Annotated in this window: 27 protein-coding genes; 14 read left to right on the top strand and 13 right to left on the bottom strand. The window is 68.1% G+C overall.

Annotation, left to right across the window (positions count from 1 at the left end):
- Positions 1 to 60 precede the first annotated feature (60 nt).
- A complete protein-coding gene (locus tag FEZ32_RS09490) occupies positions 61 to 819 on the top strand; it encodes a hypothetical protein (protein WP_028702331.1) in 759 nt (252 codons plus the stop codon).
- 252 nt (positions 820 to 1071) lie between these two features.
- A complete protein-coding gene (locus tag FEZ32_RS09485; protein ID WP_028702330.1) occupies positions 1072 to 2499 on the top strand; it encodes an aspartate ammonia-lyase in 1428 nt (475 codons plus the stop codon).
- 111 nt (positions 2500 to 2610) lie between these two features.
- Here FEZ32_RS09485 and fabI read toward each other — a convergent pair whose 3' ends face one another.
- Positions 2611 to 3384 carry an enoyl-ACP reductase FabI gene (gene fabI / locus FEZ32_RS09480; protein ID WP_097798597.1) on the bottom strand — a complete coding sequence of 258 codons (774 nt, stop codon included), beginning with the start codon at positions 3382 to 3384 and terminating at the stop codon, positions 2611 to 2613.
- 47 nt (positions 3385 to 3431) lie between these two features.
- Positions 3432 to 4157, bottom strand: a complete 726-nt coding sequence (gene fabG, locus FEZ32_RS09475) for a 3-oxoacyl-ACP reductase FabG (protein WP_097798596.1) — start codon at positions 4155 to 4157, stop codon at positions 3432 to 3434.
- Between the two features lie 138 nt (positions 4158 to 4295).
- On the opposite strand from fabG, the gene FEZ32_RS09470 reads away from it, so the two are divergent.
- From FEZ32_RS09470 to FEZ32_RS09460, 3 genes are read left to right on the top strand one after another with little or no spacing between them, the layout of a single operon-like run.
- Entirely contained in the window at positions 4296 to 4721 is a 426-nt protein-coding gene (locus tag FEZ32_RS09470) for a DUF3099 domain-containing protein (protein WP_232020930.1), read from the top strand.
- Positions 4722 to 4731: 10 nt separating this feature from the next.
- A complete protein-coding gene (locus FEZ32_RS09465) occupies positions 4732 to 5640 on the top strand; it encodes an SURF1 family cytochrome oxidase biogenesis protein (RefSeq protein WP_126412800.1) in 909 nt (302 codons plus the stop codon).
- Positions 5637 to 6473, top strand: coding sequence for a methyltransferase domain-containing protein (locus tag FEZ32_RS09460; RefSeq protein ID WP_331855826.1), 837 nt, complete (start codon positions 5637 to 5639; stop codon positions 6471 to 6473). The genes FEZ32_RS09465 and FEZ32_RS09460 overlap by 4 nt, the downstream gene beginning before the upstream one ends.
- A 34-nt stretch (positions 6474 to 6507) precedes the next feature.
- On the opposite strand, the gene FEZ32_RS09455 is transcribed toward FEZ32_RS09460, so the two are convergent.
- The 3 genes from FEZ32_RS09455 to FEZ32_RS09445 all read right to left on the bottom strand — a co-directional run bounded on the left by FEZ32_RS09455 (position 6508) and on the right by FEZ32_RS09445 (position 9202).
- The gene (locus FEZ32_RS09455) at positions 6508 to 7023 is read right to left on the bottom strand and encodes a helix-turn-helix domain-containing protein (protein WP_097798593.1); all 516 of its coding nucleotides are present in this window, start codon (positions 7021 to 7023) and stop codon (positions 6508 to 6510) included.
- A gap of 68 nt (positions 7024 to 7091) precedes the next feature.
- Complete coding sequence (locus FEZ32_RS09450) at positions 7092 to 8690, bottom strand: ABC-F family ATP-binding cassette domain-containing protein (protein WP_028702324.1); 1599 nt, start codon at positions 8688 to 8690, stop codon at positions 7092 to 7094.
- Positions 8691 to 8746: 56 nt separating this feature from the next.
- Entirely contained in the window at positions 8747 to 9202 is a 456-nt protein-coding gene (locus FEZ32_RS09445; protein WP_036980737.1) for a GNAT family N-acetyltransferase, read from the bottom strand.
- 56 nt (positions 9203 to 9258) lie between these two features.
- On the opposite strand from FEZ32_RS09445, the gene FEZ32_RS09440 reads away from it, so the two are divergent.
- From FEZ32_RS09440 to ypfJ, 4 genes are all read left to right on the top strand, one after another.
- The gene (locus tag FEZ32_RS09440) at positions 9259 to 9618 is read left to right on the top strand and encodes a hypothetical protein (protein ID WP_028702322.1); all 360 of its coding nucleotides are present in this window, start codon (positions 9259 to 9261) and stop codon (positions 9616 to 9618) included.
- A 188-nt stretch (positions 9619 to 9806) separates the two neighbouring features.
- Entirely contained in the window at positions 9807 to 10301 is a 495-nt protein-coding gene (locus FEZ32_RS09435; RefSeq protein WP_138680478.1) for a hypothetical protein, read from the top strand.
- Positions 10301 to 10609, top strand: a complete 309-nt coding sequence (locus tag FEZ32_RS09430; RefSeq protein WP_036980735.1) for a transcriptional regulator — start codon at positions 10301 to 10303, stop codon at positions 10607 to 10609. The genes FEZ32_RS09435 and FEZ32_RS09430 overlap by 1 nt, the downstream gene beginning before the upstream one ends.
- Before the next feature lie 78 nt (positions 10610 to 10687).
- A complete protein-coding gene (ypfJ, locus tag FEZ32_RS09425; RefSeq protein ID WP_097798589.1) occupies positions 10688 to 11581 on the top strand; it encodes a KPN_02809 family neutral zinc metallopeptidase in 894 nt (297 codons plus the stop codon).
- A 165-nt stretch (positions 11582 to 11746) separates the two neighbouring features.
- On the opposite strand, the gene FEZ32_RS09420 is transcribed toward ypfJ, so the two are convergent.
- The 8 genes from FEZ32_RS09420 to FEZ32_RS09385 form a co-directional block, all read right to left on the bottom strand.
- Positions 11747 to 12172, bottom strand: a complete 426-nt coding sequence (locus FEZ32_RS09420; protein WP_138680477.1) for a metal-sulfur cluster assembly factor — start codon at positions 12170 to 12172, stop codon at positions 11747 to 11749.
- The gene (gene sufU / locus FEZ32_RS09415; RefSeq protein ID WP_138680476.1) at positions 12169 to 12708 is read right to left on the bottom strand and encodes a Fe-S cluster assembly sulfur transfer protein SufU; all 540 of its coding nucleotides are present in this window, start codon (positions 12706 to 12708) and stop codon (positions 12169 to 12171) included. Before sufU ends, FEZ32_RS09420 begins: the two co-directional genes overlap by 4 nt.
- Positions 12705 to 13988, bottom strand: coding sequence for an aminotransferase class V-fold PLP-dependent enzyme (locus FEZ32_RS09410; protein ID WP_138680475.1), 1284 nt, complete (start codon positions 13986 to 13988; stop codon positions 12705 to 12707). The genes sufU and FEZ32_RS09410 overlap by 4 nt, the downstream gene beginning before the upstream one ends.
- Positions 13988 to 14755, bottom strand: coding sequence for a Fe-S cluster assembly ATPase SufC (gene sufC / locus FEZ32_RS09405; protein ID WP_028702316.1), 768 nt, complete (start codon positions 14753 to 14755; stop codon positions 13988 to 13990). The genes FEZ32_RS09410 and sufC overlap by 1 nt, the downstream gene beginning before the upstream one ends.
- A gap of 7 nt (positions 14756 to 14762) precedes the next feature.
- On the bottom strand, positions 14763 to 15098 hold the full coding sequence (locus tag FEZ32_RS09400) for a non-heme iron oxygenase ferredoxin subunit (protein ID WP_028702315.1): 336 nt from the start codon (positions 15096 to 15098) through the stop codon (positions 14763 to 14765).
- Between the two features lies 1 nt (position 15099).
- Complete coding sequence (gene sufD, locus FEZ32_RS09395; RefSeq protein ID WP_414973626.1) at positions 15100 to 16308, bottom strand: Fe-S cluster assembly protein SufD; 1209 nt, start codon at positions 16306 to 16308, stop codon at positions 15100 to 15102.
- A gap of 50 nt (positions 16309 to 16358) precedes the next feature.
- A complete protein-coding gene (gene sufB / locus FEZ32_RS09390) occupies positions 16359 to 17807 on the bottom strand; it encodes a Fe-S cluster assembly protein SufB (protein ID WP_028702313.1) in 1449 nt (482 codons plus the stop codon).
- 88 nt (positions 17808 to 17895) lie between these two features.
- Positions 17896 to 18639: a helix-turn-helix transcriptional regulator gene (locus FEZ32_RS09385; protein ID WP_138680474.1), complete on the bottom strand. Its 744-nt coding sequence runs from the start codon at positions 18637 to 18639 to the stop codon at positions 17896 to 17898.
- Positions 18640 to 18998: 359 nt separating this feature from the next.
- Here FEZ32_RS09385 and FEZ32_RS09380 point away from each other — a divergent pair, with 359 nt between their 5' ends.
- From FEZ32_RS09380 to FEZ32_RS09360, 5 genes are all read left to right on the top strand, one after another.
- Positions 18999 to 20108 (top strand): sugar ABC transporter substrate-binding protein, encoded by a 1110-nt coding sequence (locus tag FEZ32_RS09380; protein WP_028701077.1) that lies wholly within the window; start codon positions 18999 to 19001, stop codon positions 20106 to 20108.
- Positions 20109 to 20201: 93 nt separating this feature from the next.
- Positions 20202 to 21815: an ABC transporter permease subunit gene (locus FEZ32_RS09375; protein WP_138680473.1), complete on the top strand. Its 1614-nt coding sequence runs from the start codon at positions 20202 to 20204 to the stop codon at positions 21813 to 21815.
- Position 21816: 1 nt separating this feature from the next.
- Positions 21817 to 22722 carry a sugar ABC transporter permease gene (locus FEZ32_RS09370; protein WP_097798584.1) on the top strand — a complete coding sequence of 302 codons (906 nt, stop codon included), beginning with the start codon at positions 21817 to 21819 and terminating at the stop codon, positions 22720 to 22722.
- 1 nt (position 22723) lies between these two features.
- A complete protein-coding gene (locus tag FEZ32_RS09365; RefSeq protein ID WP_138680472.1) occupies positions 22724 to 23734 on the top strand; it encodes a LacI family DNA-binding transcriptional regulator in 1011 nt (336 codons plus the stop codon).
- Positions 23735 to 24124: 390 nt separating this feature from the next.
- A complete protein-coding gene (locus FEZ32_RS09360) occupies positions 24125 to 26587 on the top strand; it encodes a sodium-translocating pyrophosphatase (protein ID WP_244937981.1) in 2463 nt (820 codons plus the stop codon).
- The last annotated feature ends 74 nt before the right edge of the window (positions 26588 to 26661 follow it).

Raw genomic sequence — 26661 nt, 5'->3', positions numbered from 1 at the left:
GCCCACAGACTGTCACATGCACACGGGCCATGGTCCGCCCCGCCCCGTATCCTTCCTGAGGTGCGTGAGACCTGTCTGCAGCTGACATCCCTGCTCAACGACCTGTGCGCAGGCCGGATCAGCGCGCCGATGGCCGAGGACCGACTCGGACCGATGCACCAGGTCCACGACCCCGACGGCCTGCTGCAGCTGTCCGAGCAGGATCCGCTGGCCTCGGTGCCGGTCCGCCGGGCCCTCACCCGGATCGCCCACTGGCCCGGGGCCGGGTCCGCCCTGTGGGCGATGGTGCTCACCGCTCCCGGTCGGCTGGCCGGACTGCGCGGGCCCGCCGAGCTCAACGCCGACGTGCTGGAGGCGGGGACCGCGGTGATCTGCCACACCTCGGGACCGGCGGGCATTCCGGCCGGGCTGTGCTGGATCCCCCAGCCGGTCGGCCCGGCCATTCAGTGGCGAATAGTGCAGGGCCGACCGCCGATTCCCCCGGCCACCCCTGCCGAGGCGGGCCAGCAGCTGCGTCAGGTGATGGCCGAGGTCTCCGGGGAGCTGGGCCGCCTCGACATCGTCACCGGCAGTCGTCCCGAGTCGGTCCCGCCGAGGTTGGGCCGGGGGCACCGGCACTCCGACCAGGTGCTGCTGGACCTGGCATGGACCGCCCTGGAGGCCAGTGAGTCGGGTCTGGAGTCCTCACCGATGCTCACCTCCCAAGGCTCCCAGGTCCGCGAGTCCGCTCTTCGCAGGCTGCGCGCCGCCGCTCAGGACGCCGTCACCGCCGCCACCGCCTGGCCCCGGGGCGATCGGGCGCCGGGCCGTCGAGAGTGACCGACCGAGCACAGAGCCACGGCCCACCGAGCACATCTCATGGCCGCTTGAACACAGTGCGGTGACCGGACGAGCAGCCCTGCCCGACCACCTGATCAGCGTCTCGCGCTCAGATCGACGAACACCGTCGACGGCGCCGGACACGGGCCACGAGGAGGACTCGCGCAGGAAGGACCGCGCCGGACCCGAGCCTCGCGGCTGTCCGTATGGTTGGCCCATCATGAGTGGTGTCCAACCAAGGCGAGGAGCTTCATGACACAGCACCCGAGGTCATCCCAGTCCAGCCGCGTGGAGGTCGACCTGCTCGGGGAGGTGCAGATCGACGACGCCCACTACTGGGGCATCAACACCGCCCGCGCCCTCGAGAACTTCCCGATCACCAGCAAGAAGATCGGCAACTACCCTCAGTTCGTCGACGCCCTGGCCGTCATCAAGCAGGCCGCCGCCACCGTCAACTCCGCACAGGGGCTGGTCCCCGCCCGCGCCGCCGAGGCGATCATCGCCGGCTGCCAGCGGATCCGCGCCCGTGAGTTCGACGACCAGTTCGTGGTGGGCACCATCCAGGGTGGGGCCGGCACCTCCACCAACATGAACGCCAACGAGGTGGTCGCCAACGTCGCCCTCGAGGAGCTCGGTCTGGCCAAGGGCCGCTACGACGTCGTGGACCCCCACAACCACGTCAACTGCTGCCAGTCCACCAATGACGTCTACCCCTCGGCCATCAAGATCGCCCTGCTCCTGATGCTCGACGACCTCTCCGGTGCGCTCAGGCACGCCGGCGACGCCTTCGCCGCCAAGGCCGAGGAGTTCTCCGACGTCCTCAAGCTCGGACGCACCCAGCTCCAGGACGCCGTCCCGATGACCCTGGGCCAGGAGTTCGGCACCTATGCCGTGATGCTGCGCAATGACGAGTCGATCCTGGCGGCCGCCCGGAAACTGCTCACCCAGCTCAACATCGGCGGCACCGCCATCGGCACCGGCATCAACACCCCGGCCGCCTACGCCCCCGCCATGATCACCGAGCTCAACAGGCTGACCGGCCTCGAGCTGTCGGCCTCCCCCGATCTGGTCGAGGCCACTCAGGACGTCGGCGGTTTCGTGCAGCTGTCCGGGGTGCTCAAGCGGATCGCGGTGAAGATCTCGAAGATCTGCAACGACCTGCGGCTGCTGTCCTCGGGTCCGCGGGCCGGGCTCGGGGAGATCAACCTGCCGGCGGTCCAGGCCGGATCCAGCATCATGCCCGGCAAGGTGAACCCGGTCATCCCCGAGATGGTCAACCAGGTTGCCTTCGAGATCGTCGGCCATGACGTCACCATCTCGATGGCCGCCGAGGCCGGCCAGCTGCAGCTCAACGCCTTCGAGCCGATCATCGCCCACCTGCTGTTCGAGGAGATCCGCCACCTCCAGCGGGCCATGGTGGTCTTCACCGACCGCTGCATCACCGGCATCACCGCCAATGAGGAGACTCTGCGCGAGGAGGTCTGGAGGTCGGTCTCCATCGTCACCGCGCTGTCGCCGGCGCTCGGCTACCGCACCGCCACCCGGGTCGCTCAGCAGGCTCTGGCGGAGGGCCGCACGGTCGGCGAGATCATCCTGGAGGAGCACCTCCTCGACAAGGACGCACTCGCCTCGGCGCTGGCCCCCGAGCACCTCATCCACCCCTGGATGCCGACGAACTGATCCCGCGAGCCCGGCGGGGCGCCCCACAACCCCGCGGAGCGCCCCAGTACACAGCGACGGTCCGGCACTGCACAGTGCCGGACCGTCGCGTCCTCCCAGCGGAGGGTCGGATCAGGCGCCGGTGGAGTGCAGTCCTCCGTCGGCGTGCACCATCTCACCGGTGGTGGCCGGGAACCAGTCGGACAGCAGGGCCACCACGGCCTTGGCGGCCGCCGTGGCGTCCTTGGTGTCCCATCCCAGCGGGGCTCGGTCCCCCCACAGGTCGTTGAAGGCGTCGGCCCCGGGGATGGAGGTCTTGGCCATGGTGTCCAGCGGTCCGGCCGAGACGAGGTTGCAGCGCACCCCGTCCTTGCCCAGGTAGCGGGCCAGGTAGCGGTTGGCCGACTCCAGACCGGCCTTGGCCACTCCCATCCAGTCGTAGAAGGGCCATGACACGGTCGCGTCGAAGGTGAGCCCGACCACCGCGGCGGTCGTGCCGAACAGCGGCTGGACGGCCTTGGCCAGGGAGACGTAGGAGTAGGTCGAGGTGTGCAGGGCGACGTCGACGTCGTGCCACTCGGTGTTGAGGAACTCCCCGCCCAGGGCGGTCTTCGGGTTGGCGAAGGCGATCGCGTGGACGACGCCGTCGAGCTTCTCGACCCCCAGTGCGCGCAGGGTCTCCGGGAGGGCGGTGAGCTGCTCCTCGTCGGTGGCGTCCAGCTCGATCACCTCAGGTACCGGATCCAGCTTGCGGACCGCCCGGTGGGTGACCCGGATCGCGCGGGGGATGTTGGAGACGATGACCCGGGCGCCCTCGTCCTGTGCGATCTGCGCCACCTTGAAGGCGATCGAGGTGTGCATCGTCACCCCGGTGACCAGGATGGTCTTTCCTTCGAGAAGTCCCATTGTTGTAACCCTTTCGTTGACGTTTCAGAGGCAGCCGGAGGCGGAGCTCAGTGGCCCATGCCCAGACCGCCGTCGACCGGGATGACGGCGCCGGTGATGTAGGAGGTGGCATCGGAGGTGAGGAAGCGCACGGCGTTGACGACGTCGTCGACCTCCCCGAGCCGCCGGGCCGGGATCCGTGCCCGGTAGTCGGCGATGACCTTGTCCGGGAGCACCGCCGTCATGTCGGTGGAGATGAACCCGGGAGCGACGACATTGCAGGTGACCCCGCGGGCCCCGAGCTCCCGGGAGACGCTGCGCGCGATCCCGATCAGGCCCGCCTTGGAGGCCGCGTAGTTGACCTGGCCGGCCGATCCCAGCAGTCCCACCACCGAGGACATCACCACGATCCGGCCGAACCGGGCACGGGTCATGGCGCGGGCGGCGCGACGGATCACCCGGTAAGCCCCGGTGAGGTTGGTGTCGAGGACCGAGGTGAAGTCCTCCTCGCTCATCCGGGCCAGCAGGGTGTCGCGGGTGATTCCGGCATTGGCGACCAGCACCTCGACCGGACCCAGCTCCTTCTCCACCGTGGTGAAGGCGGCGTCGACCGAGTCGGCGTCGGTGACATCGCAGACCACCGGGAGGACTCCCTCGGGTGCGGTGCCGCTGCGACTGGTGGCCGCCACCCGGTAGCCGTCGGCGGCCAGTGCCTGGGCGATCGCCGCGCCGATACCTCGCGACCCTCCGGTGACGAGCGCGACGCGCCCCTGGTCAGGATCCTCAACAGTCATGGCACGAACCTAGCGCCGCACGGGAGCTTCAGGCACGACGGCCCCTGCCGGCGGGTGCCCGATGCGCTGGCAGCACAACCCGGAAAGCAGGTGTCTGTGAGGTCTCCACAGGCCCGACGGCGCGCCTACCCTGAAGGGGTGCCCACTCTTGTGCCATCCGAGTCGTCGCACCGCAGCGACACCGGCCACCCCGGCCGGAGGTCGCACTCGCGCCGCCACGGCGGTCATCTCATCACCGGCGCCCGGCCCTCGGCCTCCGAGGATCTGGAGTCGCGTCAGCGCCGCTACCTCATCTCGATGGCGATCAGGACGGTCTGCTTCATCGGTCTGGTGGTCGCCCCGAACCCGTGGCGATGGCTCTTCATCCCCGGGGCGGCCCTGCTGCCGGCCATCGCGGTGATCCTGGGCAATGTCGACGACCGTCGCACCAGTACCGTCGAGGCCTCCGAGCGTTCGCAGGCCCAGCACCAGCTCGGTTCGGCGGTGACCATCCCGGGACAACTGGCCGAGGACGACCAGGACCCGGCGGGAAGCCCCCGGGACCGGACCGACCGCAGCGACTAGGCTCGGCCGGGTGAAGAGGCTGTGGCTGCGATGGATCGGACTGGCGCTGTTCGTCGTGATCCTGGCCGGGGTGATGGTGCGCCTGGGCGAGTGGCAGCTCCACCGGCTCTCGGGCCGGCGCGAGGCCAATGCGATCGTCCGCGCCCACGAGGGCCAACCGGTCGTCGACTGGGCCCAGGTCTTCACCCCCGGCAAGGTCATCGGCGCCGACGACCAGTGGACCCGGGTCACCGTCACCGGAAGCTATGACGCCGCCCACCAGTTGCAGATCCGCTACCGGAAGTCCGGGGACCAGCAGGGCAGTGAGGTCATCACCCCGTTGCGCGCCGCGGACGGTCGGACCGTGCTCGTCGACCGCGGATTCATCCCGCGAGCCGGGGACGGCACCGATCCCGACATCGCCGACATCCCGGCACCTCCGGGCGGCACCGTCACGGTGATCGGCTATGTGCGCGGCAACGAGAACGGCAAGGACAGTGCCGTCGTCCCGGTCGACGGCCGCGCCAGACTCATCAACTCACAGGCGATCGGCCGCGCCCAGGGCGGCGACTACGTCGACGGGTACATCATGCTGGCCAGTTCGATGCCTCCGCAGTCGGCGCGGATCACCCCGCTGCCGCTGCCCCAGCTCGACGAGGGTCCGCACCTGTCCTACGCGATCCAGTGGTTCTGCTTCACCGCGATCGCGGTGGGCGGGCTGTTCGTCCTGATCCGCGGTGACATCCGCGACCGCCGCACGCGCCGGGAGCGCTCGGCCCGCAGGGCTCACAGGCCGGCCCCGGTCGGAAAGCCAGCCACCCGCAACGGCGTCCCGATCGGTAAGCCAGCCACCCGCAACGGCGTCCCGATCGACTCCGCGACCGGGGTGCCCGGCACCGGTTCCTCGAGCACCGGCCCCTCCTCGGACGATCCCTCGTGACCGGCGGCCTGGCCCAGGTCGTCGACTGGCTCATCTGCCCCACCTGTCGACGCCGGACGGGCGCCGAGGAGGGCCTGGAACTGACCGAGCGAACCCTGCGCTGTCGTCACGGTCACAGCCTGGACGTCGCCCGTCAGGGTCACGTCACGATGATCCCGGCGCGCCCCGGCATCAATGCCGACACCACCGAGATGGTCGCTGCCCGCCAGCGCGTCCTGGACTCCGGCATCTTCGACCCGGTGGACGCCGTGATGGCGCGACAACTGGCCTCATCGCAGCGGATCCTCGAGGCCGGGGCCGGCACCGGACATCATCTGGGGAAGGTGCTGGACGCCGTCGGGTCGGCCCACGGACTGGCCTCCGATGTCTCGGTGGCCGCCGTCCGCCGGGCGGCCCGGGCCCATCCGCGGATGGCGGCTGTCGTCGCCGACACCTGGCGCGGCCTGCCGCTGCGCAGCGGATCGGTGGACGCCGTGATGTGCGTCTTCGCTCCTCGCAACCGCCAGGAGTTCCACCGGGTGCTGTCTGCCGGGGGTCTGCTGGTCGTCGTGACCCCGCTCAGCACCCATCTAGCCGAGCTGCGCGAGGCCACCGGGATGATCGGGATCCAGCCCGACAAGAGGCACCAGATGATGGAGGGGCTGGTGGAGTCCTTCACACCCTTCGCCCATCAGACGGTCAGCAATGTCGTGACCCTGGATCCGCGGCTCGCCGCCGATGCGGTGGGGATGGGACCCAGCGCCCATCACGCCACCCACGTCGATCTGAGCGAACCGATCGCGGTGACGGTGGCGGTCGAGGTGACCACCTTCCGGCGTCGCGGCGGGGACTGACCATCTTCCTGCGCCGAGACCCGCACTGACCGACTCAGTGGCCGGTGTGGGCGTCCAGCTGCTCGCGGATCCGTTCCAGCCGGTCGGCGGCCTTCTCCGACTTCAGGCGGCGGTTGGCCACCTTCTTCTTCGCGGCCCTGCGCTGCTTCTTGGAGCTGTTGGCCTTGGTGAGCTTCGCCCGCGCCCGCAGCGCCTTGGACAGCCGGTTCGTGGCCCGTCGCGCCTTGGCCTCGGCCTTCGCCAGCTGCTCCTCGGTCACCATCTCGGCTGCCTCATCGGGCTCCCGTGGCTGCTCCGGCGCATCCCGGGAATCATCCGTCGGTGCCTCGCTCTCACGTTCGGCGCGGGTCATCGGGGAGCTGGGGTCGGCTCCGCCACGGGCCCGGAACTCCACCCCGGCCTCGGCGAGAAGACGCTGCACCAGTCCGTAGGACCTGCCGAACTCCACCGCCAGGGACCGGATCGAGGCCCCCTCGTCATAGCGCTGGGCGAGCACCTCGGCCATCGCACGCCTCTGGTCCCCGGTGAGTCTGGGCTGGCGTGCTGGCATGGCTGTCCTCCGCGGTCGTGGTGATGACGCGCTCATGGTACCGGCACCTGCACCGCCGGGCCGGCCGCTCAGGCCAGCGTGATGAGGTCCTGGTAGTCGGGCCCCCACAGATCCTCGGTCCCCTCGGGCAGGATCAGCACCCGGTCGGGCTGGAGGGCCTGGACGGCGCCCTCGTCGTGGGTGACCAGCACGATCGCCCCACCGAAGTGGGCGATCGCGTCGAGCACCTGTGCGCGGCTGGCCGGGTCCAGGTTGTTGGTGGGCTCGTCAAGCAGCAGCACATTGGCCGAGGAGACGACCAGCATGGCCAGGGCCAGACGGGTCTTCTCGCCTCCCGAGAGCACCCCGGCGGGCTTGTCGACGTCGTCGCCGGTGAACAGGAAGGATCCCAGGATCTTGCGGATGTCGGTGTCTGTCATGTCCCCGGCGGTGCGCGCCATGTTGTCCAGCACCGTCCGGTCCATCTCGATGAGGTCGTGCTCCTGGGCGAAGTAGCCAATCTTCAGCCCGTGACCCGGAACGACCTCGCCGGTGTCTGGGGTCTCCACCCCGGCCAGGATCCTCAGCAGGGTGGTCTTGCCGGCGCCGTTGAGGCCCAGCACCACCACCTGGGAGCCGCGGTCCACCGCCAGGTCCACCCCGGTGAACACCTCCAGGGACCCGTAGGTCTTGGTGAGGTTGTGGGCGGTCAACGGCGTCTTGCCGCAGGGGGCCGGGCTGGGGAAGCGGATGGCCGCCACCTTGTCGGCGGCCCTCTCCCCCTCGACCCCGGCCAGCAGCCGCTCGGCCCGTCGGGCCATGTTCTGGGCGGCGACCGCCTTGGTGGCCTTGGCGTGCAGCTTGTCGGCCTGGGCCATCAGTGCCGAGGCCTTCCGCTCGGCGTTGACCCGCTCCTTGTGGCGGCGCTTCTCGTCGGCGGCGCGCTGGATGAGGTAGCGCCTCCAGTTCATCGAGTAGACGTCGAGGGTGGCCCGGTTGGCGTCCAGGTGGAAGACCTTGTTGACGGTCTCCCCGACCAGCTCAGTGTTGTGGGAGATCATCAGGACCCCGCCCTGATAGCCCTGCAGGAAGCCGCGCAGCCAATTGATCGAGTCGGCGTCCAGGTGGTTGGTCGGTTCGTCCAGGAGCAGGGTGTCGGCGCCGGAGAACAGGATCCGCGCCAGCTCGACGCGGCGTCGCTGGCCGCCGGAGAGGTTGCCCAGGGGCTGACTGAGGACGCGGTCCGGAAGTGCCAGGTTGGCCGAGATGCGGGCCGCCTCGGCCTCGGCCCCGTAGCCGCCGGCGGCCATCAGTCGGGCCTCGGCCTTGGCGTACTTGTCCATCGCACGCTGGCGGACGGCGTCATCGGGGGAGGACATCGCGTCCTCGAGGCTCTGCATCTTGTCGAGGATGTGGGCCAGACCGCGGGCCGACAGGATCCTCTCGCTGGCCAGCTGGGTGAGGTCGGGATCGCGCGGATCCTGAGGGAGGTAGCCGAGCTGACCGGTCCGGGAGACGGTGCCGGCGCTGGGCTGGGTCTGCCCGGCGAGGATCTTCGTGAGGGTGGTCTTTCCGGCGCCGTTGCGGCCCACCAGTCCGATCTTGTCCCCGGGTGCGACCTGGAAACTCACCGGGTTGAGCAACAACCGGGCCCCGATACGGACCTCCACATCCTTGACCTGCAGCACCGGACCATCCTGCCCTCACCCGCCCCGGTGGCCAAATGCGTGCACATCTTGTCAGCTCAGCGCGTGAGCCTCATCGGCACGTGCGGGATGCCGGCCTCCATGAAGGGCTCTCCGTCCAGGACGAATCCGAGGCCCGCGTACCAGCCCTGGAGGTGGGCCTGGGCGTGCAGGACGACGGGACGCCCGGCGGACTCCGCGACGGCTCGCCGGACCAGTGCCGCGGCCAGACCCCGACCCCGGTGGCCGGCCGCGGTGGCGAGTCGGCCGAGGACGGTGACCCCGTCCTCGTCGAAGGCGCGCAGGGTGGCGACCGGCTCGTCGTCGACCTCCACCCAGCCGATCCGGGAGGAGGGATCGAGCTCGCGGCCGTCCAGATCGTCGTCGGTGCAGTGCTGCTCCCCGTTGAAGACCTCGCTGCGCAGCCACAGCAGGCGGTAGAGCACCACCGGATCGATCTCGTCGAGGGACGCCCAGTGAACCTGGGGAGTGGCGGTGGGCGGAGTGTGGACCATGGAGGGAGTATCCCCCGGCGCGCCCCGACGGGCCAGCGTCGCCACGATGGGCAACAATGGACGACATGGCAGCACCACGGCGAGCAGCACCGGAGAACGAGGAGGAGATCGCCGCCGACCTGAAGGCATGGCGGCGGTACTCCATCTGGGTCATCATCGGGATGGTCGTCGCCGTCATCGGCATCGGCATCTTCGGCTATCTCGCCTGGTGGAGCCTGTGCGACTCGTCCCTGGAGGGGTGTCGTCCCGGCGAGGCCGCCACCTACTGGGGATCGGCGGTGGCCGCCGCGGCCCTCGGGTCGATCATCGGCATCCTCGCCCAGATCTGGCTGCGCCGCACCTGGCGGCTTGTCCTGATGTTCGGTCTTCCGGCGCTGGTGGCGGTGCTCGCGGTGGTCTTCTGGTTCGTCGTCTAGCAGGGCCAAGTAGCTCCCCCCTCCGATGAGGGCACGGTGCTCGCCAAGCTCGCCCAGAACGACGACCTGTCAAGGACGGCGACCAGTCGAGGACGCCGACCCTTGCCGCGCAGCTTGACGAGGACCGATCGCGTTTCAGGGGCTCATTCCCCTTTTCCTGATGGCACACGACAGATACGCTTTCCTGCATGGAAAACGACTTCAGCCATGGCGGCGATCAGCCTGAAAACCCTGAAGCCGCGTCGTCCCGCGAGACTCTCAGGCAGCTTCAGGATGACGGATCACGACTTGCCGCCCGAGTCGTGACACCGTGGTGGTACCACCCCGCGCTGGGGGCGATCGTCGCCGCCTTCGTCGGTTCGCAGGTGCTTCCCGGCTCAACTGCGATCTGGATCGTCGCGGTCGGAATCATGCTGCTGCCGGTGCTCACGATCACCTACAACCGCCGCTACGGGGTCTCAACGACCCAACCCGCTGGTTCTCGCGGCAAGCGCCTGCTTCTGACACTCCTCGCGATCCTGATCCTGGCGATGGTGAGCAGTCTCGCGATCAAGTTTCTTGCGTTCTCGCCATGGTGGGGGCTCATCCCTGCCGTCTCTGCACTCCTCGCGACAGTCGTGCTCGGGCGCCGCTACGATGACGCGCTGCGTGACGAACTGGGCGGGAGGACCGGACGAGCCTGATGACGTCAGATGCACAACCCGCTTTCAACGATGTGATCCACTCGCCGGTGCGGCTACGGATATGTGGCCTGCTCCGACGTATGTCGGAGATCGAGTTCTCCGTCGTTCGCGACACCTTGGGGTTGCACGATGCGAGTCTGTCGAAGAACCTCAAGGTGCTCGCCCAGGCGGGACTGATCACCCTCCGCAAGGAAGCCTCGCGCGCCCGGAGCGACTCGCGTCGTCTTACCTGGGTCAGTCTCACCGGCGCGGGGAGAGCCGCCCTTGAGGGACACCTGGCGGCCATCGCGATGATTGCCGGTGAGTAGACGACCTCGGGAGAGAAGCCGGATCGCACACTGTTGATGCGTAGTCTGGTCTCGCCTGCTGACCGACCCGGAGGAACGATGGACTTCAAGAATGACGCTCAGATCGACTCGGACTCCATCGACAACAGCGCCGGTGGACCGGGACGCGGTGGCGGCGGAGGAGGACGGATCGTCCTGGGTGGTGGGGCCGGGATCGTGGTGCTCATCCTCGCCCTGGTCTTCGGCGTCAATCCCGGCGACATCTTGGGCACCGACTCCGGAACCGGCACCGAGACGTCGCAGAGCACCGCCGTCTCGACTTCCAGCTGTCGGACCGGGGCCGACGCCAACCGGGACCCGAACTGCCGCTGGGCGGCCTACGCCACCAGCGTCAACCAGTACTGGGGGACCCAGATCGACGGGTACACCAAGGCTCGGATCAAGCCCTTCAGCGGCCAGATCTCGACGGCCTGCGGGACGGCGGACTCCCAGACCGGCCCCTTCTACTGCTCCGGCGACAAACTGGTCTACCTGGACACCGGCTTCCTCTCGCAGCTGTTCACCGAGTTGGGCACCAAGTCCAGCACCGCGGCCGAGGCCTATGTCATCGCCCACGAGTACGGCCACCACGCCCAGGATCTGCTCGGCACCCTGGCCAAGGCCCACGCATCGGGCAACCAGACCGGTGCCCGCTCCCCCTCGGTGCGCCTCGAGCTGCAGGCCGACTGCTACGCCGGAGCCTACCTCAAGTGGGCCTCCGACAACCCCGACGACCTCATCGAGAATGTCACCTCCGCCGACATCGCCAAGATCGTCGACGCCGCCAAGGCGGTCGGCGACGACCACATCCAGGAGCAGTCCTCCGGTCGGGTGAACCAGGACGCCTGGACCCATGGGTCCTCGAAGATGCGGGTCTACTGGACCCAGCGCGGGTTCAACGCCAGCAGCCTGGCCTCCTGCGACACCTTCTCGACCAACAACCTGGACGGCTGATCCGGCCCCCGAGCGAGCGGTGACCCGCCGCACGGATGGCGGCGGTCGCCATCGACGACGGCATCCACACCGGTCACGGCAGTCCTTGCGGTCACGGCAGGATGAGGGCGGGCCCCCACAGATGTGGGGGCCCGCCCTCGTCAGAACCGGATCAGATGTCGCGGATCAGACGTTGAAGCCGATGGCCTGGAGCTGTGCCCGGCCGTCCTCGGTGATCCTCTCAAGACCCCACGGCGGCAGCCACACCCAGTTGATCGCCACGCTGTTGACGATCCCCTCGAGGACCGTCTGGGTGTCGTACTCCAGGCGATCGGTGAGCGGACAGGTGGGACTGGTCAGCGTCATGTCGATGGTGACATTGGCCTCGTCGTCGATCTGGACCCCGTAGACCAGGCCCAGATCCACCACATTGACCATGAGTTCGGGATCGATGACATCCTTCATCGCCTCGATGATGTCGTCGGCGGTCGGAAGCGAGCGGGTCACCTCCCCGGACTGCTCCCCCGGCTGCGGAGTCGCAGGCTCCTGGTCCGGAAGGGTGTCGCGCACCAGGTCGGAGGGCCTGGCCTCCTGGGTGGTCTCCTCGCTCATGCCTTCTCTCCCCTCGCCGGTGCTCCTGCGCACACGGCAGTACTGCTGTTCTGCGTCGACACCGCTGTGTCGCTGTTCTGCGTCGACACCGCTGTGTCGCTGTTCTGCTGAGCCTCCATCATGGCTTCCTCCAGAGCCGACCAGCCGAGCATCGCGCACTTGACGCGAGCCATCAGCTTGGCGACCCCCTCGAAGGCCACGGCGTCGTCGTAGCGATCCGGGTCGAGGGTCTCCTCGCCGTGGGACCGCATCATCGCCTGGAAGCCGCGGTACAGCTTCTGGGCGTGGTCGACCGTGCCGCCGATCACCAGATCGGTCATCACCGAGGTGGAAGCCTGGGAGATGGAGCAGCCCACCGCGTCGTAGGAGACGTCGGTGATGACGTCTCCGTCCAGGTGCAGTCGGAGCATCAGCTCGTCGCCGCAGGACGGGTTCACCTGGGTCACCTCGGCGGCGTAGCCGTCGCGCAGCCCCGAGTGGTGCTTCTCGCGGTAGTGATCGAGGATGATCTGCTGGTACATGTCCTCGACGTTCATGAATCACTCCTTCCAGCCCCGGCGCCGGTCAGGGTCCGACCGGTGAAGAAATCGCGGGCGTACTCCACAGCGTCAACGAGGGCGTCGATCTCCCCGCGGGTGGTGTAGAGGTAGGCCGATGCCCGCAGCGAGGCCTGGATCCCCAGTCTCTCGTGCAGCGGTCGGGCGCAGTGGTGACCACCGCGCACCGCCACCCCGTGGGAGTCCATCAGGCTCATCGCGTCGTGGGGGTGGACCCCCTCGATCGTGAACGAGATGGTCCCGGTGCGATCGACGGCCTCGGTGGGACCCAGGATACGCAGCCCCTTCAACCCGGTCAGCCCCGCCAGGGCGTAGTCGGCGATGTCGCGCTCGTGGGCGGCGATGGCCGCCATCCCCACCCCGTCGAGGTAGTCGGCGGCCTTCGCCAGCCCGACTATCTGGGCGATCGGCGGGGTGCCGGCCTCGAACCGGTGCGGCGGCTCGGCGTAGGTCGAGTGGTCCATCCGGACGATCTCGATCATCTCCCCGCCGCCCAGGAAGGGGGGCAGGTCGGCGAGCAGGTCGTAGTGGCCCCACAGGATCCCGATACCGGTAGGGCCGACCATCTTGTGACCGGTGAAGGCCACCAGATCAGCGCCCAGGGTCGAGACGTCGACGGGCATCTGGGGCACCGCCTGGGAGGCGTCGACCACCATCACCGCACCGACCGCATGGGCCTGGGCGGCGATCGCGGTTACCGGGTTGACGGTGCCGAGCACGTTGGAGGCCAGGGCGATCGAGACCACCTTGGTGTGCTCATTGATGAGTCCCTCGCGCTCGGCCTTCTCGAGGTCCAGACGGCCCTGGTCGGTGATGTCGAACCAGCGCAGGGTGGCGCCGGTGCGCTGGCAGGCCAGCTGCCAGGGCACCAGGTTCGAGTGGTGCTCCATCACAGAGACCACCACCTCGTCGCCGGGCTTCAGTCGCGATCCCAGGGTGTAGGCGCACAGGTTGAGTCCCTCGGAGGCGTTCGACAGGGCGATGACCTCCTCGGGCCGCTCGGCTCCGATGAACCGGGCGATCCGCTCGCGTCCCCCCTCGTAGGCCTGGGTGGCCTCCAGCCCCAGCTTGTGCATCGCCCGGGCCACATTGGCGTTGTGGTGGGCGTAGTGGTCGGCCACCGCATCGATCACGACCTGCGGCTTCTGGGAGGTGTTGGCCGAGTCCAGGTAGGCCAACGGGTAGTCCCCCACCCTGGTGGTCAGGATGGGGAAGTCCGCCCGAACGGCCTCCACGTCGTAGTCGGTGGCCCCACTCATCAGGCGTTCGCCTTCGCGGCCTCGACGTACTTCTCGTAGCCCTCGGCCTCCAGCTGCTCACCCAGCTCCGGACCGCCGGTGGCGGCCACCCGGCCGTCCACGAAGACGTGGACCTGGGTGGCGTGGATGTACCGCAGGATGCGGGTGTAGTGGGTGATGAGCATGACCCCGCGGGTCTTGTCCTCCAGGTAGTGGTTGACGCCGGTGGAGACCACCTTGAGGGCGTCGATGTCCAGGCCGGAGTCGGTCTCGTCGAGGACCGCGAACTTCGGGTGGAGCAGCTCCAGCTGGGCCATCTCGTGACGCTTCTTCTCGCCACCGGAGAAGCCCTCGTTGACCGAGCGGTCGGCGAAGTCGTCGTCGAGGTCCTGGCGCTCCAGGGCGGCGTCGACCTCCTTGATCCAGGTGCGCAGCTTGGGGGCCTTGCCGTCCACGGCGGTCCGGGCCGCGCGCAGGAAGTTGGCCACCGAGACTCCGGGGATCTCGACCGGGTACTGCATGGCCAGGAAGAGGCCGGCGCGGGCGCGCTGGTCGACGGTCATCGCCAGCAGGTCCTCCCCGTCGAGGGTGACGGTGCCGCTGGTGACGGTGTACTTGGGGTGGCCCGCGAGGGTGTAGGCGAGGGTGGACTTGCCCGAGCCGTTGGGGCCCATGATGGCGTGCACCTCGCCGGAGTTGATGGTGAGGTTGACCCCCTTGAGGATGTTCTTGGGACCGGTCTCGGTCTCGACGTCGACGTGCAGGTCGGTGATCTTAAGAGTTGCCATGGGTGTGTCAGGACTCCTTGTAGGGAATGGGATGGGCGACGTCGACGAGGACGTCGTCGCCGTCGATGGTCACGGGAAATACGGGAATCGGCTCGGTGGCCGGCAGGCTGAGCGGTGCGCCGGTGCGCAGGTCGAACATGGAGCCGTGCATGTAGCACTCGAGGGCGCAGTCCTCGACCTCTCCATCGACCATCGGCACCTCGGCGTGGCTGCACAGGGCCCCGATCGCGAAGGTCTGGCCCTCGGTGCGCACCAGGACGATGTCGGTGCCCTCGACGTCGTCGAACTCGGCCGGCGTGTCGTCGGCCAGCTGGTCGACGGTCGTCACCTTCACCGCTGCCATCTCAGCCCTCCGAGGACTGGTCGGCGGCGGTCTGGGTGGAGGCTCCGAGGCTCTCGAGAAGCTCCTCCTCGATGCGGTCCATCAGCTCGTTGCTGATCTCCTCGACGCCGATCCTGCGGACGATGTCGGTGAAGAAGCCGTGCACCACCAGACGCCGTGCCTCCTCCTCCTCGATCCCTCGGGACTGGAGGTAGAACAGCTGCTCGGCGTCGAACCGGCCGGTGGAGGCCGAGTGCCCGGCGCCGACGATGTTGCCGGTCTGGATCTCCAGGTTCGGCACCGCGTCGGCCCGGCAGCCCTCGGTGAGCACCAGGTTCTTGTTGGACTCGTAGGTGTCGATGCCGGTGGCGACCGGACGGATCAGCACGTCGCCGACCCACACGGTGTGGGCCCCGGCGCCCTGCAGACAGCCGCGGAAGTCCACCCGCGACTTGGTGCGCGGGGCGTTGTGGTCGACGAACAGCCGGTGCTCGATGTGCTGGCTGGCATCGGCGAAGTAGACGCCGAGCTGCGAGAGGTCGGCTCCCGGCCCCTGGTAGGAGGCCGTCTGCGAGATCCGCACGGCCTTCCCGCCGAAGGTCGCCTGGGCGGTGCGCACCGTGGTGTCGCGGCCCAGCTCGAAGGCGATCTGGGCGGCGTGGACGGCGTCGTCGTCCCACTCGTGGACGAAGACAATGGTGGCCTCGGCGCCGTCGCCGATCCGGAAGGTCCAGTTCTCGCCGAGGTTCGCCGATCCCTTGTACCGCACCACGAGGGTGACGTGTGCGAACCGGCCGATCTCCACGACGAGGTTCTGGTAGACCGACTCGCCCGAACCGGTGCCGGTGAGGTTGATGTCGATCGGGTCGTCGTACTGGGCGTCGGCCGGGATCTCGATCCGCCTCGAGGGGTTGACGGAGTTGGTGGCCGCCACCGCCGAGAGGCGGTCCTGGGGGGTCTCGGCCAGACCGCGCAGGTCGTCGGGGGCCAGGTCGGTGACGGTGACCTGCTCGGGTGCCTTGATGTCCCACTCGAGGCTGGCCCGGGTCGGACCCTCGGCCAGGATCGGGGCGAACTCACGGACGGGGGTGAACCGCCAGATCTCCTCGCGCCCGGTGGGCATCGGATGGTCGGCGAGCTGCCAGGAGGGGCGCGGGTGCAGATGGGACTCGACGTCCCCCTCGATCGTCACATTGTGACCCTTCTGGGGGGTCTGGACGGGTGCGGTCAACGCTGTGCTCTCTTTCGTGTGGATTGCGGGTGATGTGGTGGTCGACCGGGTCAGCCGACCGCACCCTCCATCTGGATCTCGATGAGCCGGTTGAGCTCCAGGGCGTACTCCATCGGGAGCTCCTTGGCGATCGGCTCGATGAACCCGCGGACGATCATGCCCATCGCCTCCTCCTCGGTGAGTCCCCGCTGCATGAGGTAGAACAGCTGGTCCTCGCTCACCTTGGAGACGGTGGCCTCGTGAGCCATCGACACCTCGTCGGTGCGGACGTCGTTGTAGGGGTAGGTGTCCGACCGCGAGATGTCGTCGACCAGCAGCGCGTCGCAGCGCACCGAGGAGGCCGAGTGGTGGGCGTTCTTGCCCACCGCGACCAGGCCTCGGTAGGCCGACCGGCCGCCTCCCTGGGAGATCGACTTCGAGACGATCGTCGAGGAGGTGTAGGGGGCGTTGTGGACCATCTTGGCGCCGGTGTCCTGGTGCTGACCCTCGGCGGCGAAGGCCACCGAGAGGGCCTCGCCCTTGGCGTGCTCGCCCATCAGGTAGCAGGCCGGGTACTTCATGTTGGACTTGGAGCCGATGTTGCCGTCGATCCACTCCATCGTCCCGCCCTCCTCGACGTAGGCGCGCTGGGTGACGAGGTTGTACACGTTGTTCGACCAGTTCTGGATGGTCGTGTAGCGACAGCGGGCGTTCTTCTTGACGATGATCTCGACGACCGCGGCGTGCAGCGAGTCCGACTTGTAGATCGGGGCGGTGCAGCCCTCGACGTAGTGCACGTAGGCACCCTCGTCGACGATGATCAGGGTCCTCTCGAACTGACCGAGGTTCTCGGTGTTCATCCGGAAGTAGGCCTGCAGCGGGATGGTGCAGTGCACTCCCTTGGGGACGTAGATGAAGGATCCGCCCGACCACACCGCGGTGTTGAGGGCGGCGAACTTGTTGTCGCCGACCGGGACGGTGGAGGCGAAGTACTCCTTGAACAGCTCGGGGCACTCCTTGAGGGCGGTGTCGGTGTCCAGGAAGATCACTCCCTGCTTGCCGAGCTCCTCGTTGATCTTGTGGTAGACCACCTCGGACTCGTACTGGGCGGCCACCCCGGCCACCAGCCGGTCCTTCTCGGCCTCGGGGATGCCCAGCCGGTCGTAGGTGTTCTTGATGTCGGCGGGCAGGTCCTCCCAGGACTTGGCCTGCTTCTCCTGGGCCCGGACGAAGTACTTGATCTGGTCGAAGTCGATGCTGTCGAGGTTGACGCCCCAGGTCGGCATCGGCTTCTTCTCGAACTGGCGCAGGGCCTTGAGGCGCAGCTTGAGCATCCACTCGGGCTCGTGCTTCATCGCCGAGATGCCGCGCACCACCTCCTCCGACAGGCCGCGCTGGGAGGCCGCCGCGTAGGCGTCGGAGTCGTGCCATCCGTACTTGTAGCCGGACAGTGCCGCCAGGTGCTCGTCCTGGGTGGCACCGGTGCCCGGCAGGGCGGTGGTTGTGTCGACCTGAGTCATATCTGGGCCTTTCAGTCAGTCGAAGCCGTGGGAAGAAGTTGAGAACTGGGGGTGATGCGCGAGGCGGCGCACCGGCGGGATGGGCCGATCAGCCCGACACCGGTGGGCCGATGCGTTTTCGGGTGATCTCCACGTCGACCGGGACGTGGGTGGTGCACACCCCGTCGCCGTGGGCGATGGTGGCCAGCCGCTGGACGTTGGAGCCGAGCAGCTCGGAGAACAGTCGGGTCTCGACCTCGCAGAGCTCGGGGAAGACCTTGGCGACCTCGGCCACCGGGCAGTTGTGTTGGCAGATCTGGCGTCCGGCGACGGCCGGCTCCAGGGAGGCCACGTAGCCGTCGGCGGACAGGCTCTCGGCCAGCGTCTGGGCCGGGTCCTGATCGGGTCGGGCGGCGCGCAGCTCCCGGTACTTCGCCTCGATGTCGTCGACCCTGGCCTGGGCGACGGCGGCCAGGGCGTCGGGACCGGCGGCCGCGGCGAGTTGCTTGAGGGCCGCGATCGCCAGCTCGTCATAGGCGGTGTAGTAGTCGGCTCGACCGGAGTCGGTGAGGAAGAAGACCCGCGAGGGACGCCCCCGGCCCCGGGAGCCGAAGACCCGCTGTTCGCGACTGGCGATCTGGCCGCTTTCGCCCAGGGCGGACAAATGCCTCCGGACAGCCGCCGGGGTCAGGCCCAGACGATCGGCCAGCTGGGCAGCGGTGGAGGGTCCGTGGTGGAGGATCGAGGACATGACGCGGTCGCGCGTGGTGCCGTCTGCGGGCTCTTCGAAGCGAGCCTCGGCCGCGGCGCGGCCCTCGCCGTGCCCACGGGAGGTGTCACTCGAATTTTTCACAACTCCATTGTTTCCAAATGTTGCGCCGATGCAAGTAAGGCGACCCTTCCTTGAGACGGGCATCCACCGAAGTGGCGGGCCCATGGACAACGATGAAGGATTTTGCAAGAATCAGGCCTGGTTGCAAGAGCTTCCACATCCAGTGGTGGAGGAGCCTCCGCACCGCGCGCTCGACGATGGCCGTCGAACGCATCAGCGAAAGGTACTGACTACCCATGACCGACATCGCGCGTCGCTCACTGCTGCTCTCGGGACTGGGGCTGGGAGCCCTTGGCGTGCTCTCCGCCTGCGGCGGATCGGACTCCAGCAGCTCGTCCACCCCCGCCGCCTCGGGATCCGCCGGGGCCGGAACCATCACCATCTGGGTCGATTCCGACCGGGCGCCCGTCCTCAAGAGCGTCGCCGCCCAGTTCAAGAAGGACGTCGGCGTCACCGTGAACCTGGTGGTCAAGGACAACTCCAAGATCGTCCCGGACTTCATCACCCAGGTGCCCACCGGCAAGGGGCCCGACGCCATCATCTGCGCCCACGACCGCCTCGGCACCCTGGTCAAGAACGGCGTCGTCTCCCCCCTCGAGCTCGGCGACACCACCGACCAGTACCAGGACATCGCCATCAAGGCCTTCACCTATCAGGACAAGATCTACGGCGTCCCCTACTCCACCGAGAACCTGGCCCTGATCCGCAACACCAAGCTCGCCCCCTCCGCGGTCACCAGCTGGGACGCCATGATCGCCGCCGGCCGCAAGTCCGGGGCGAAGTACCCCGTCCTGGTCGGCATGGACTCGGTGCAGGCCGCCAGCCCCTACAACCTGTATCCCTTCCAGGCCTCCTTCAACGCTCCCGTGTTCAAGATCGGCGCCGACGGCGCCTATGACGGGACGACGCTGGGCATGGGGGACGCCGCGGGAGCCTCCTTCGCCACCTGGCTGGCCGCCCAGCAGAAGGCCAGGACGCTCAACATCAACATCTCCAACGACATCGCCAAGACCTCCTTCCTGTCCGGGCAGAGCCCCTTCTTCATCTCCGGCCCCTGGAACCTGGCCGACATCAAGGCCAAGAAGATCCCCTACGCCATCGAGCCCATCCCGGCCGCCGGCTCCCAGGCCGCCACCCCCTTCGTCGGCGTCCAGGGATTCGCGATGAGCTCCAAGTCGAAGAACACCGTCGCCACCCAGAAGTTCATCGTCGAGTACGCCGGCAATGCCGACATCCAGTACAAGCTCTTCGAGGCCGGGCAGCGCCCGCCGGCCAACAAGGAGGCCTTCGAGAAGGCGAAGTCGGACAAGGACGTCGCCGCCTACGGAGCCGTCGGCGCCAAGGGCGTCCCGATGCCGGCCGTGCCGGCCATGGACTCGGTGTGGACCGACTGGGGCAATGCCGAGGCCGCCATCCTGTCGGGCAAGTCCGCCGATCCGGCGGCCGCCTGGCAGAAGATGGTCACCGGCCTGCAGGCCAAGATCAAGTGACCCACTGATCACCTCCCCCGGGGCCCGGCGCACCGGGCCCCGGGGGAGACCTCGGCTCTCACAATCGCAGCTCTCACAGACGACAGGCTGGAAATGACGAAGGAAGAGTTCACGCCCCCCGCGCAACGGGAGGAGCGCGTCCACCGGGCACAGGTCAGGTTCTCGGGCGGGGCATGGTCCTGGGTGATCAAGATCGTGCTGCTGGGGGGCTTCGACGCCCTCATGGTGCTGGGCCTGCTGGCCGCCGTGGCCAAGGCGTCCTGGGTGATCGTGGCCGTCATCGCGATCGGCACTCTGGCAGTCAACCTCATCTACCTGCCGCCCAACCGGGAGCTGCCCGGCAAATACCTGGCGCCGGGCGTCGCCTTCATGCTCATCTTCTCGGTGAGCGTGATGCTGTACACGGTCTACGTCGGGTTCACCAACTACGGCGACGGCCACAACGGCTCCAAGGCCGACGCCGTCCTGGCCATCCAGCAGAACAACCAGGCCCGGGTGCCGGACTCGGCCACCTACAAGGCGGCCGTCGCCACGAAGAACGGCGGCGGGGACGATCTGTGGCTCATCGTCGTGGACCCGAAGACCGGGCAGGCCCGCGCCGGGAACAACGAGACCCCGCTTCAGGACGCCTCCGGCGTCACCACCTCCTCGCTGGGCGCCATCACCGGGGCCGACGGCTACACGGTGCTGGACTTCGCGGCCGTCTCGGCCCGCTCCTCGGAGGTCTCGAAACTCGCGGTGCCGCTCAGCGACAAGGGTGCCGACGGGTTCCTGCACATCACCACCGGATCCCAGGCCTACGTCTACCGGTCCACGATGACCTACGACGAGAAGGCCGACACCTTCACCGACACCAAGGGCACCGTGTACCGCGACTCCGGCCAGGGATCCTTCGTCTCCTCCGAGGGCAGGACCATCCAGCCCGGCTGGAAGGTCAACGTCGGGTTCTCCAACTTCACCGCGGCGATCACGAACTCCCAGGTGCGCGGGCCCTTCCTCAAGGTCCTGGTGTGGACCTTCGTCTTCGCCATCGGGTCGGTGGTCAGCTGCTTCGCCCTGGGCCTGATCCTCGCCCTCATCTTCAACGACTCCCGGCTGCGGGGCAGGCGCTGGTTCCGGCTCGTGATGATCCTGCCCTACGCCTTCCCCGCCACCATGATGACGATGGTGTGGTCGGGCCTGTTCAACCAGGACTTCGGGTTCATCAACCAGGTGCTGCTCGGCGGGCTGCAGGTCCCCTGGCTCAACGACGGCACCTGGGCCAAGGTGGCGATCCTGGTGGTCAACCTGTGGCTCGGATTCCCCTACCAGTTCCTGGTCGCGACCGGGGCCCTCCAGTCCCTCCCCGACGACGTCAACGAGGCCGCCGAGGTGGACGGCGCGTCGGGGTGGAGCGCCTTCTGGTACATCAAGTTCCCGCTGCTGATGGTCTCCCTGGCCCCACTGCTCATCAGCACCTTCGCGTTCAACTTCAACAACTTCAATCTCATCTACATGCTGACCCGGGGAGGGCCCCGGTTCACCGACACGAGTCTGGACGTCGGCTCCACCGACATCCTCATCTCGATGGTCTACAAGGTCGCCTTCGGCGACCAGGGCCGCCAGTACGGCCTCGGATCGGCCTTCGCGATCCTCATCTTCATCATCGTGGGAGTCATCTCCTGGATAGGCTTCCGCCAGACCCGGGCGCTGGAGGACATCAACTGACATGAGTACCGCAGCACTGAACCCGCCCAAGGGCGCGCCCCGACAGTCACGATCCCGCGGCCCCCGCGGCCGAGGGCTCTGGTGGCGCTACGTCGTCGCCGTGGTGGCGTGCGTCTTCGCCGTCTTCCCGATCCTCTACGTCCTCTCGGCATCGCTGAACCCGTCGGGCACCATGACCGGCTCCAACTCGCTGTTCACCACCTTCTCGGGGTCCAACTACGTCAAGCTGTTCACCGACTCCGAGCGCCCCTACGGCCGCTGGTACCTCAACACCACCCTGCTGGCGGTCGGCGTGTCCCTGCTGACGGTGCTGTTCTCGGCGCTGGCCGCCTACGCCTTCTCGCGGCTGCGGTTCGTGGGCCGACGCGGCGGCCTGCTCAGCCTCATGCTGATCCAGATGTTCCCGCAGATGCTGGCCGTGACCGCCATCTTCCTGCTGCTGTCGAACCTGGGGGATGTGGTGCCGGTGCTCGGCATCGGATCCCTGCTGGCGCTTGCGGCGGTCTATCTCGGCGGCGCCCTGGGGGCGAACACCTACCTCATGTACGGATTCTTCAACTCCGTACCGCGGGCCCTGGACGAGGCGGCGCAGATCGACGGGGCCGGCCACGCCCGGACCTTCTTCACCATCATCCTGCCGCTGGTGATCCCCACCCTGGCGGTGGTGGGGCTGCTGAGCTTCATCAACACCTTCAACGAGTACGTCGTGGCCTCGGTGGTGGTCGGCAACGACCCCGCCACCCAGACCCTGGCCCTGGGCCTGTACCAGTACGTCTCCGAGCAGACCAACTCCAACTGGCCGGTCTTCGCCGCCGGCACCGTGCTGGCCTGTCTGCCCCCTCTCATCGTGTTCTTCTGGCTGCAGAAGTACCTGGTCTCCGGCCTCACCTCGGGCTCGGTGAAGTGACATGGAGGGCCCCACACTGGCCGACATCGCCGAGCAGGCGGGGGTGAGTCAGGCCACCGTTTCCAGGGTGCTCAACGACAAACCCGGCGTCTCCGAGGCCACCCGCCAGGCCGTGCTCACCGCCCTGGACGTGCTCGGCTACGTGCGCCCCGCCCATCTGCGGCCGATCACGACCGGGATGATCGGGCTCATCGTGCCCGAACTGGTCAACCCGATCTTCGCGGCCTACGCCCAGGCCGTGGAGACCGACACCGCCAGGGCCGGATTCGCCACCCTGGTCTGCACCCAGGCACCCGGCGGCATGCGCGAGGACCAGTACTTCGAGGTGCTCCGCTCCCGCCAGGCCGCCGGGATCATCATCGTGTCGGGATCCCACGCCGACACCACCGCCGACCTGTCCACCTACCGCACCCTCATCGACGTCGGTCTGCCGATCGTCCTGGTCAACGGCTTCGCCCCCGGCCTGGAGGCCCCCTTCATCTCCGACGACGACGCCTCGGCGATGGACCAGGCCATCGATCACCTGGCCACCCTGGGCCACCGGCGGATCGGACTGGCCCTGGGGCCGGCGCGCTACGTACCGGTCCGGCGCAAGGAGGCCGGCTTCCGGGCCGCGATGATCCGGCGCTTCGGGACCGACGAGGGGATCCGCGTTGCCTACTCCATCTATTCCGCCACCGGGGGCGGCCAGGCCGCCGCAGACCTGCTGGGCGAGGGGGTCACCGCGATCATCTGCGCCTCCGACATCATGGCTATGGGCGCGATCCGCTCAATCCGCGCCCACGGGCTGTCAGTCCCCGATGACGTCTCGGTGATCGGATGCGACGACTCCCCGGTCTCGCGCTACTGGGATCCCGGCGTCACCTCCGTGCGACAGAACGTCGACCTCATCGCCTCGATGGCGGTGTCGACCCTCGTCGGACAGATCCACGGAGAGTCCGCCCAGACCGGGGAGCGTCTCGTGAGACCGGATCTGGTGATCCGCTCGACCACCGGGCCGGCCCGCTCCTGAGCGCGGCTCCGCTCACCGCGCTGCGCGTGTCGACATCAAAATTGTGATCTTGCGCACATCCGAGCCTTCTGGCGGTGACAACGCCATTCAGTCGTCATAGCGTGACCCTCACGGGTCTCGGATCCCACGACGACGTGCCGGTCACCACGACGGTGTTCCGGGAGGCCCCTGAACGAGAGTGCTCGAGGAAGAGAACAAATCGTGAATGTCAGGCAAGACACGACAGGCGTCCCCATCGGGACGCGCCCGTCGGCCCGCCGCCGCATCGCCACCGCCGCCTTCGGCGGCCTGGTGCTGCTCGGCCTGGCCGGCTGTGGAGCCGACGCCGGTGGTGCCGGCGGCCATGAGGTCGGCGGCGAGGCCAATATCAAGCTGCCGCCCCTCGATGAGATGGTCGGCGGGGTCTCCGGCACGACCCTGCTGTGGGTGGGCCTGGTGGTCTGCCTGCTCGGCCTGGGGTTCGGGCTGCTGAGCTACTCCAAGCTCCACAAGCTGCCGGTCCATCGGTCCATGAGGGAGGTCTCGGAGACCATCTACGCGACCTGCAAGACCTACCTGGCCCAGCAGGCGAAATTCCTGATGGTGCTGTGGGTCTTCATCGCCGCGGTGATCCTGGCCTACTTCCTGTTCCTCCAGCACATGGGAGCCACCGTCCTGGTCATTCTGCTGTTCAGCCTGATCGGCATGGCCGGCTCCTTCGGGGTCGCCTGGTACGGCATCCGGGTCAACACCTTCGCCAACTCCCGGACCGCCCACGCCTCGCTGCGCGGCAGGCCCTACGAGTGCTTCGACATCCCAATGCGCTCCGGCATGAGCGTCGGCATGGTGCTCATCTCGGTCGAGCTGTTCATGATGCTGTTCATCATGCTGATCCTGCCCGGCGACGTCGCCGGCCCCTGCTTCATCGGCTTCGCGATCGGCGAGTCCCTGGGCGCCGCCTGCCTGAGGATCGCCGGCGGCATCTTCACCAAGATCGCCGACGTCGGAGCCGACCTCATGAAGATCGCCTTCCACATCAAGGAGGACGACGCCCGCAACCCCGGCGTCATCGCCGACTGCACCGGCGACAACGCCGGCGACTCGGTGGGCCCCTCGGCCGACGGCTTCGAGACCTACGGCGTCACCGGCGTCGCCCTCATCACCTTCCTCACCCTGGCCGTGCCGGACCCCTCCGAGCAGGTCAAGCTGCTGGTGTGGATCTTCGTGGTGCGCGTCGTGATGCTCATCGCCTCCTTCGTCTCCTACCTCATCAACACCGCCGTCACCAAGGCCCGCTTCGGCAACGCCAAGGCCTTCGACTTCGAGAAGCCGCTCAGCTCGCTGGTGTGGATCACCTCGGTGATGTCGATCGTGCTCACCGTGGTCACCACCTGGTGGATGCTCGGCTCGATGGCCGACGGGCTGTGGTGGAAGCTGTCGATCATCGTGTCCTTCGGCACCCTGGCCGGGGCCCTCATCCCCGAACTGGTGAAGTCCTTCACCTCGACCAAGTCCCGCCACGTCCGCGAGGTCGTCACCAGCGCCAAGGAGGGCGGCGCCTCCCTCGACATCCTGTCGGGGCTGGTGGCCGGCAACTTCTCCGCCTTCTGGCTCGGCACTGTGATCGTCGCCCTGATGGGCGGGTCCTTCCTGGTCGCCAGCACCGGGCTGGGAGACATGGGCGCCATGTCGGAGGTCAAGTGGGCGGTCTTCGCCTTCGGTCTGGTGGCCTTCGGGTTCCTGGGGATGGGTGCGGTGACGATCGCCGTGGACTCCTACGGCCCGGTCACCGACAACGCCCAGAGCGTCTACGAGCTGTCCACCATCGAGGAGATCGACGGGATCGACGAGGAGATCGAGCGCGACTTCGGCTTCACCCCGAAGTGGGACGTCGCCAAGCACTTCCTGGAGGAGCAGGACGGTGCCGGCAACACCTTCAAGGCCACCGCCAAGCCGGTCCTCATCGGGACCGCGGTGGTCGGCGCCACCACGATGATCTTCTCGATCATCATGGCTCTGACCGACGGTCTGGCGGCAACCTCGGAGGTCACCAAGCTCGGACTGACCCACGCCCCCTTCCTGCTCGGCCTGATCACCGGCGGGGCGATCATCTACTGGTTCTCGGGAGCCTCGATGCAGGCCGTGACCACCGGTGCCTACCGGGCGGTGGAGTTCATCAAGGACAACATCAAGCTCGACTCCGACGCCACCCGGGCCTCGATCGAGGACTCCAAGAAGGTCGTGCGGATCTGCACCGAGTACGCCCAGAAGGGGATGCTCAACATCTTCCTGGGAGTGTTCTTCTTCGCCCTGGCCTTCGCCTTCCTGGACCCTTACTTCTTCGTCGGGTACCTCATCTCGATCGCAATCTTCGGGCTCTACCAGGCGATCTTCATGGCCAACGCCGGAGGAGCCTGGGACAACGCCAAGAAGATCGTCGAGGTCGACCTGGACGCCAGCGGCACCCCGCTGCACGACGCCTCGGTGGTCGGCGACACGGTGGGCGACCCCTTCAAGGACACCTCCTCGGTGGCCCTGAACCCGGTGATCAAGTTCACCACCCTGTTCGGGCTGCTGGCCGTGGAGCTGGCCGTCTCGATCGGTGCCGGACTGCTCACCCACCTGTTGGCCGCGGCCTTCTTTGTCACTGCGGCGGTCTTCGTCTACCGGTCCTTCTACGGAATGCGGATCCACTCCGCGGACGGTCCCGGGGACGACGAGTGGCGCCTCGATCTGCCGAGCGGGGACGGCTTCGGGGCCCTGGCGCAGGCTCCGGTCTCCCCGGCCTCCCCGGAGTCGCCGCAGACCCCCTCCTCACCGGCCTCACCCGAGTCGGTGCACCGGGTCGCTCCGCAGATCGACCACGCCGGCTGACCACGGTCCGAGTACCGCTCAGAGACTGGGCCCTGGTCCGCCGCCGTGGCGGACCAGGGCCCTTGAGCACGCCG

The sequence above is a fragment of the Acidipropionibacterium jensenii genome (genome assembly GCF_005890135.1).
Lineage (GTDB): Bacteria > Actinomycetota > Actinomycetes > Propionibacteriales > Propionibacteriaceae > Acidipropionibacterium > Acidipropionibacterium jensenii.
This window is presented reverse-complemented; position numbering and strand designations above follow the sequence as displayed.

Excerpts from the sequence above, each read along its gene's own strand:
- FEZ32_RS09410 (WP_138680475.1), bottom strand. The coding sequence starts at position 13,988 with ATGAGTGGGGCCACCGACTACGACGTGGAGGCCGTTCGGGCGGACTTC.
- FEZ32_RS09360 (WP_244937981.1), top strand. The coding sequence starts at position 24,125 with ATGGTCGGCGGGGTCTCCGGCACGACCCTGCTGTGGGTGGGCCTGGTG.
- FEZ32_RS09440 (WP_028702322.1), top strand. The coding sequence starts at position 9,259 with ATGGACGACATGGCAGCACCACGGCGAGCAGCACCGGAGAACGAGGAG.
- sufU (WP_138680476.1), bottom strand. The coding sequence starts at position 12,708 with ATGAACGTCGAGGACATGTACCAGCAGATCATCCTCGATCACTACCGC.
- FEZ32_RS09375 (WP_138680473.1), top strand. The coding sequence starts at position 20,202 with ATGACGAAGGAAGAGTTCACGCCCCCCGCGCAACGGGAGGAGCGCGTC.
- FEZ32_RS09365 (WP_138680472.1), top strand. The coding sequence starts at position 22,724 with ATGGAGGGCCCCACACTGGCCGACATCGCCGAGCAGGCGGGGGTGAGT.
- FEZ32_RS09445 (WP_036980737.1), bottom strand. The coding sequence starts at position 9,202 with ATGGTCCACACTCCGCCCACCGCCACTCCCCAGGTTCACTGGGCGTCC.
- sufC (WP_028702316.1), bottom strand. The coding sequence starts at position 14,755 with ATGGCAACTCTTAAGATCACCGACCTGCACGTCGACGTCGAGACCGAG.
- FEZ32_RS09370 (WP_097798584.1), top strand. The coding sequence starts at position 21,817 with ATGAGTACCGCAGCACTGAACCCGCCCAAGGGCGCGCCCCGACAGTCA.
- fabI (WP_097798597.1), bottom strand. The coding sequence starts at position 3,384 with ATGGGACTTCTCGAAGGAAAGACCATCCTGGTCACCGGGGTGACGATG.
- FEZ32_RS09420 (WP_138680477.1), bottom strand. The coding sequence starts at position 12,172 with ATGAGCGAGGAGACCACCCAGGAGGCCAGGCCCTCCGACCTGGTGCGC.
- FEZ32_RS09400 (WP_028702315.1), bottom strand. The coding sequence starts at position 15,098 with ATGGCAGCGGTGAAGGTGACGACCGTCGACCAGCTGGCCGACGACACG.
- FEZ32_RS09485 (WP_028702330.1), top strand. The coding sequence starts at position 1,072 with ATGACACAGCACCCGAGGTCATCCCAGTCCAGCCGCGTGGAGGTCGAC.
- ypfJ (WP_097798589.1), top strand. The coding sequence starts at position 10,688 with ATGGACTTCAAGAATGACGCTCAGATCGACTCGGACTCCATCGACAAC.
- FEZ32_RS09435 (WP_138680478.1), top strand. The coding sequence starts at position 9,807 with ATGGAAAACGACTTCAGCCATGGCGGCGATCAGCCTGAAAACCCTGAA.
- sufB (WP_028702313.1), bottom strand. The coding sequence starts at position 17,807 with ATGACTCAGGTCGACACAACCACCGCCCTGCCGGGCACCGGTGCCACC.
- fabG (WP_097798596.1), bottom strand. The coding sequence starts at position 4,157 with ATGACTGTTGAGGATCCTGACCAGGGGCGCGTCGCGCTCGTCACCGGA.
- FEZ32_RS09430 (WP_036980735.1), top strand. The coding sequence starts at position 10,301 with ATGACGTCAGATGCACAACCCGCTTTCAACGATGTGATCCACTCGCCG.
- FEZ32_RS09455 (WP_097798593.1), bottom strand. The coding sequence starts at position 7,023 with ATGCCAGCACGCCAGCCCAGACTCACCGGGGACCAGAGGCGTGCGATG.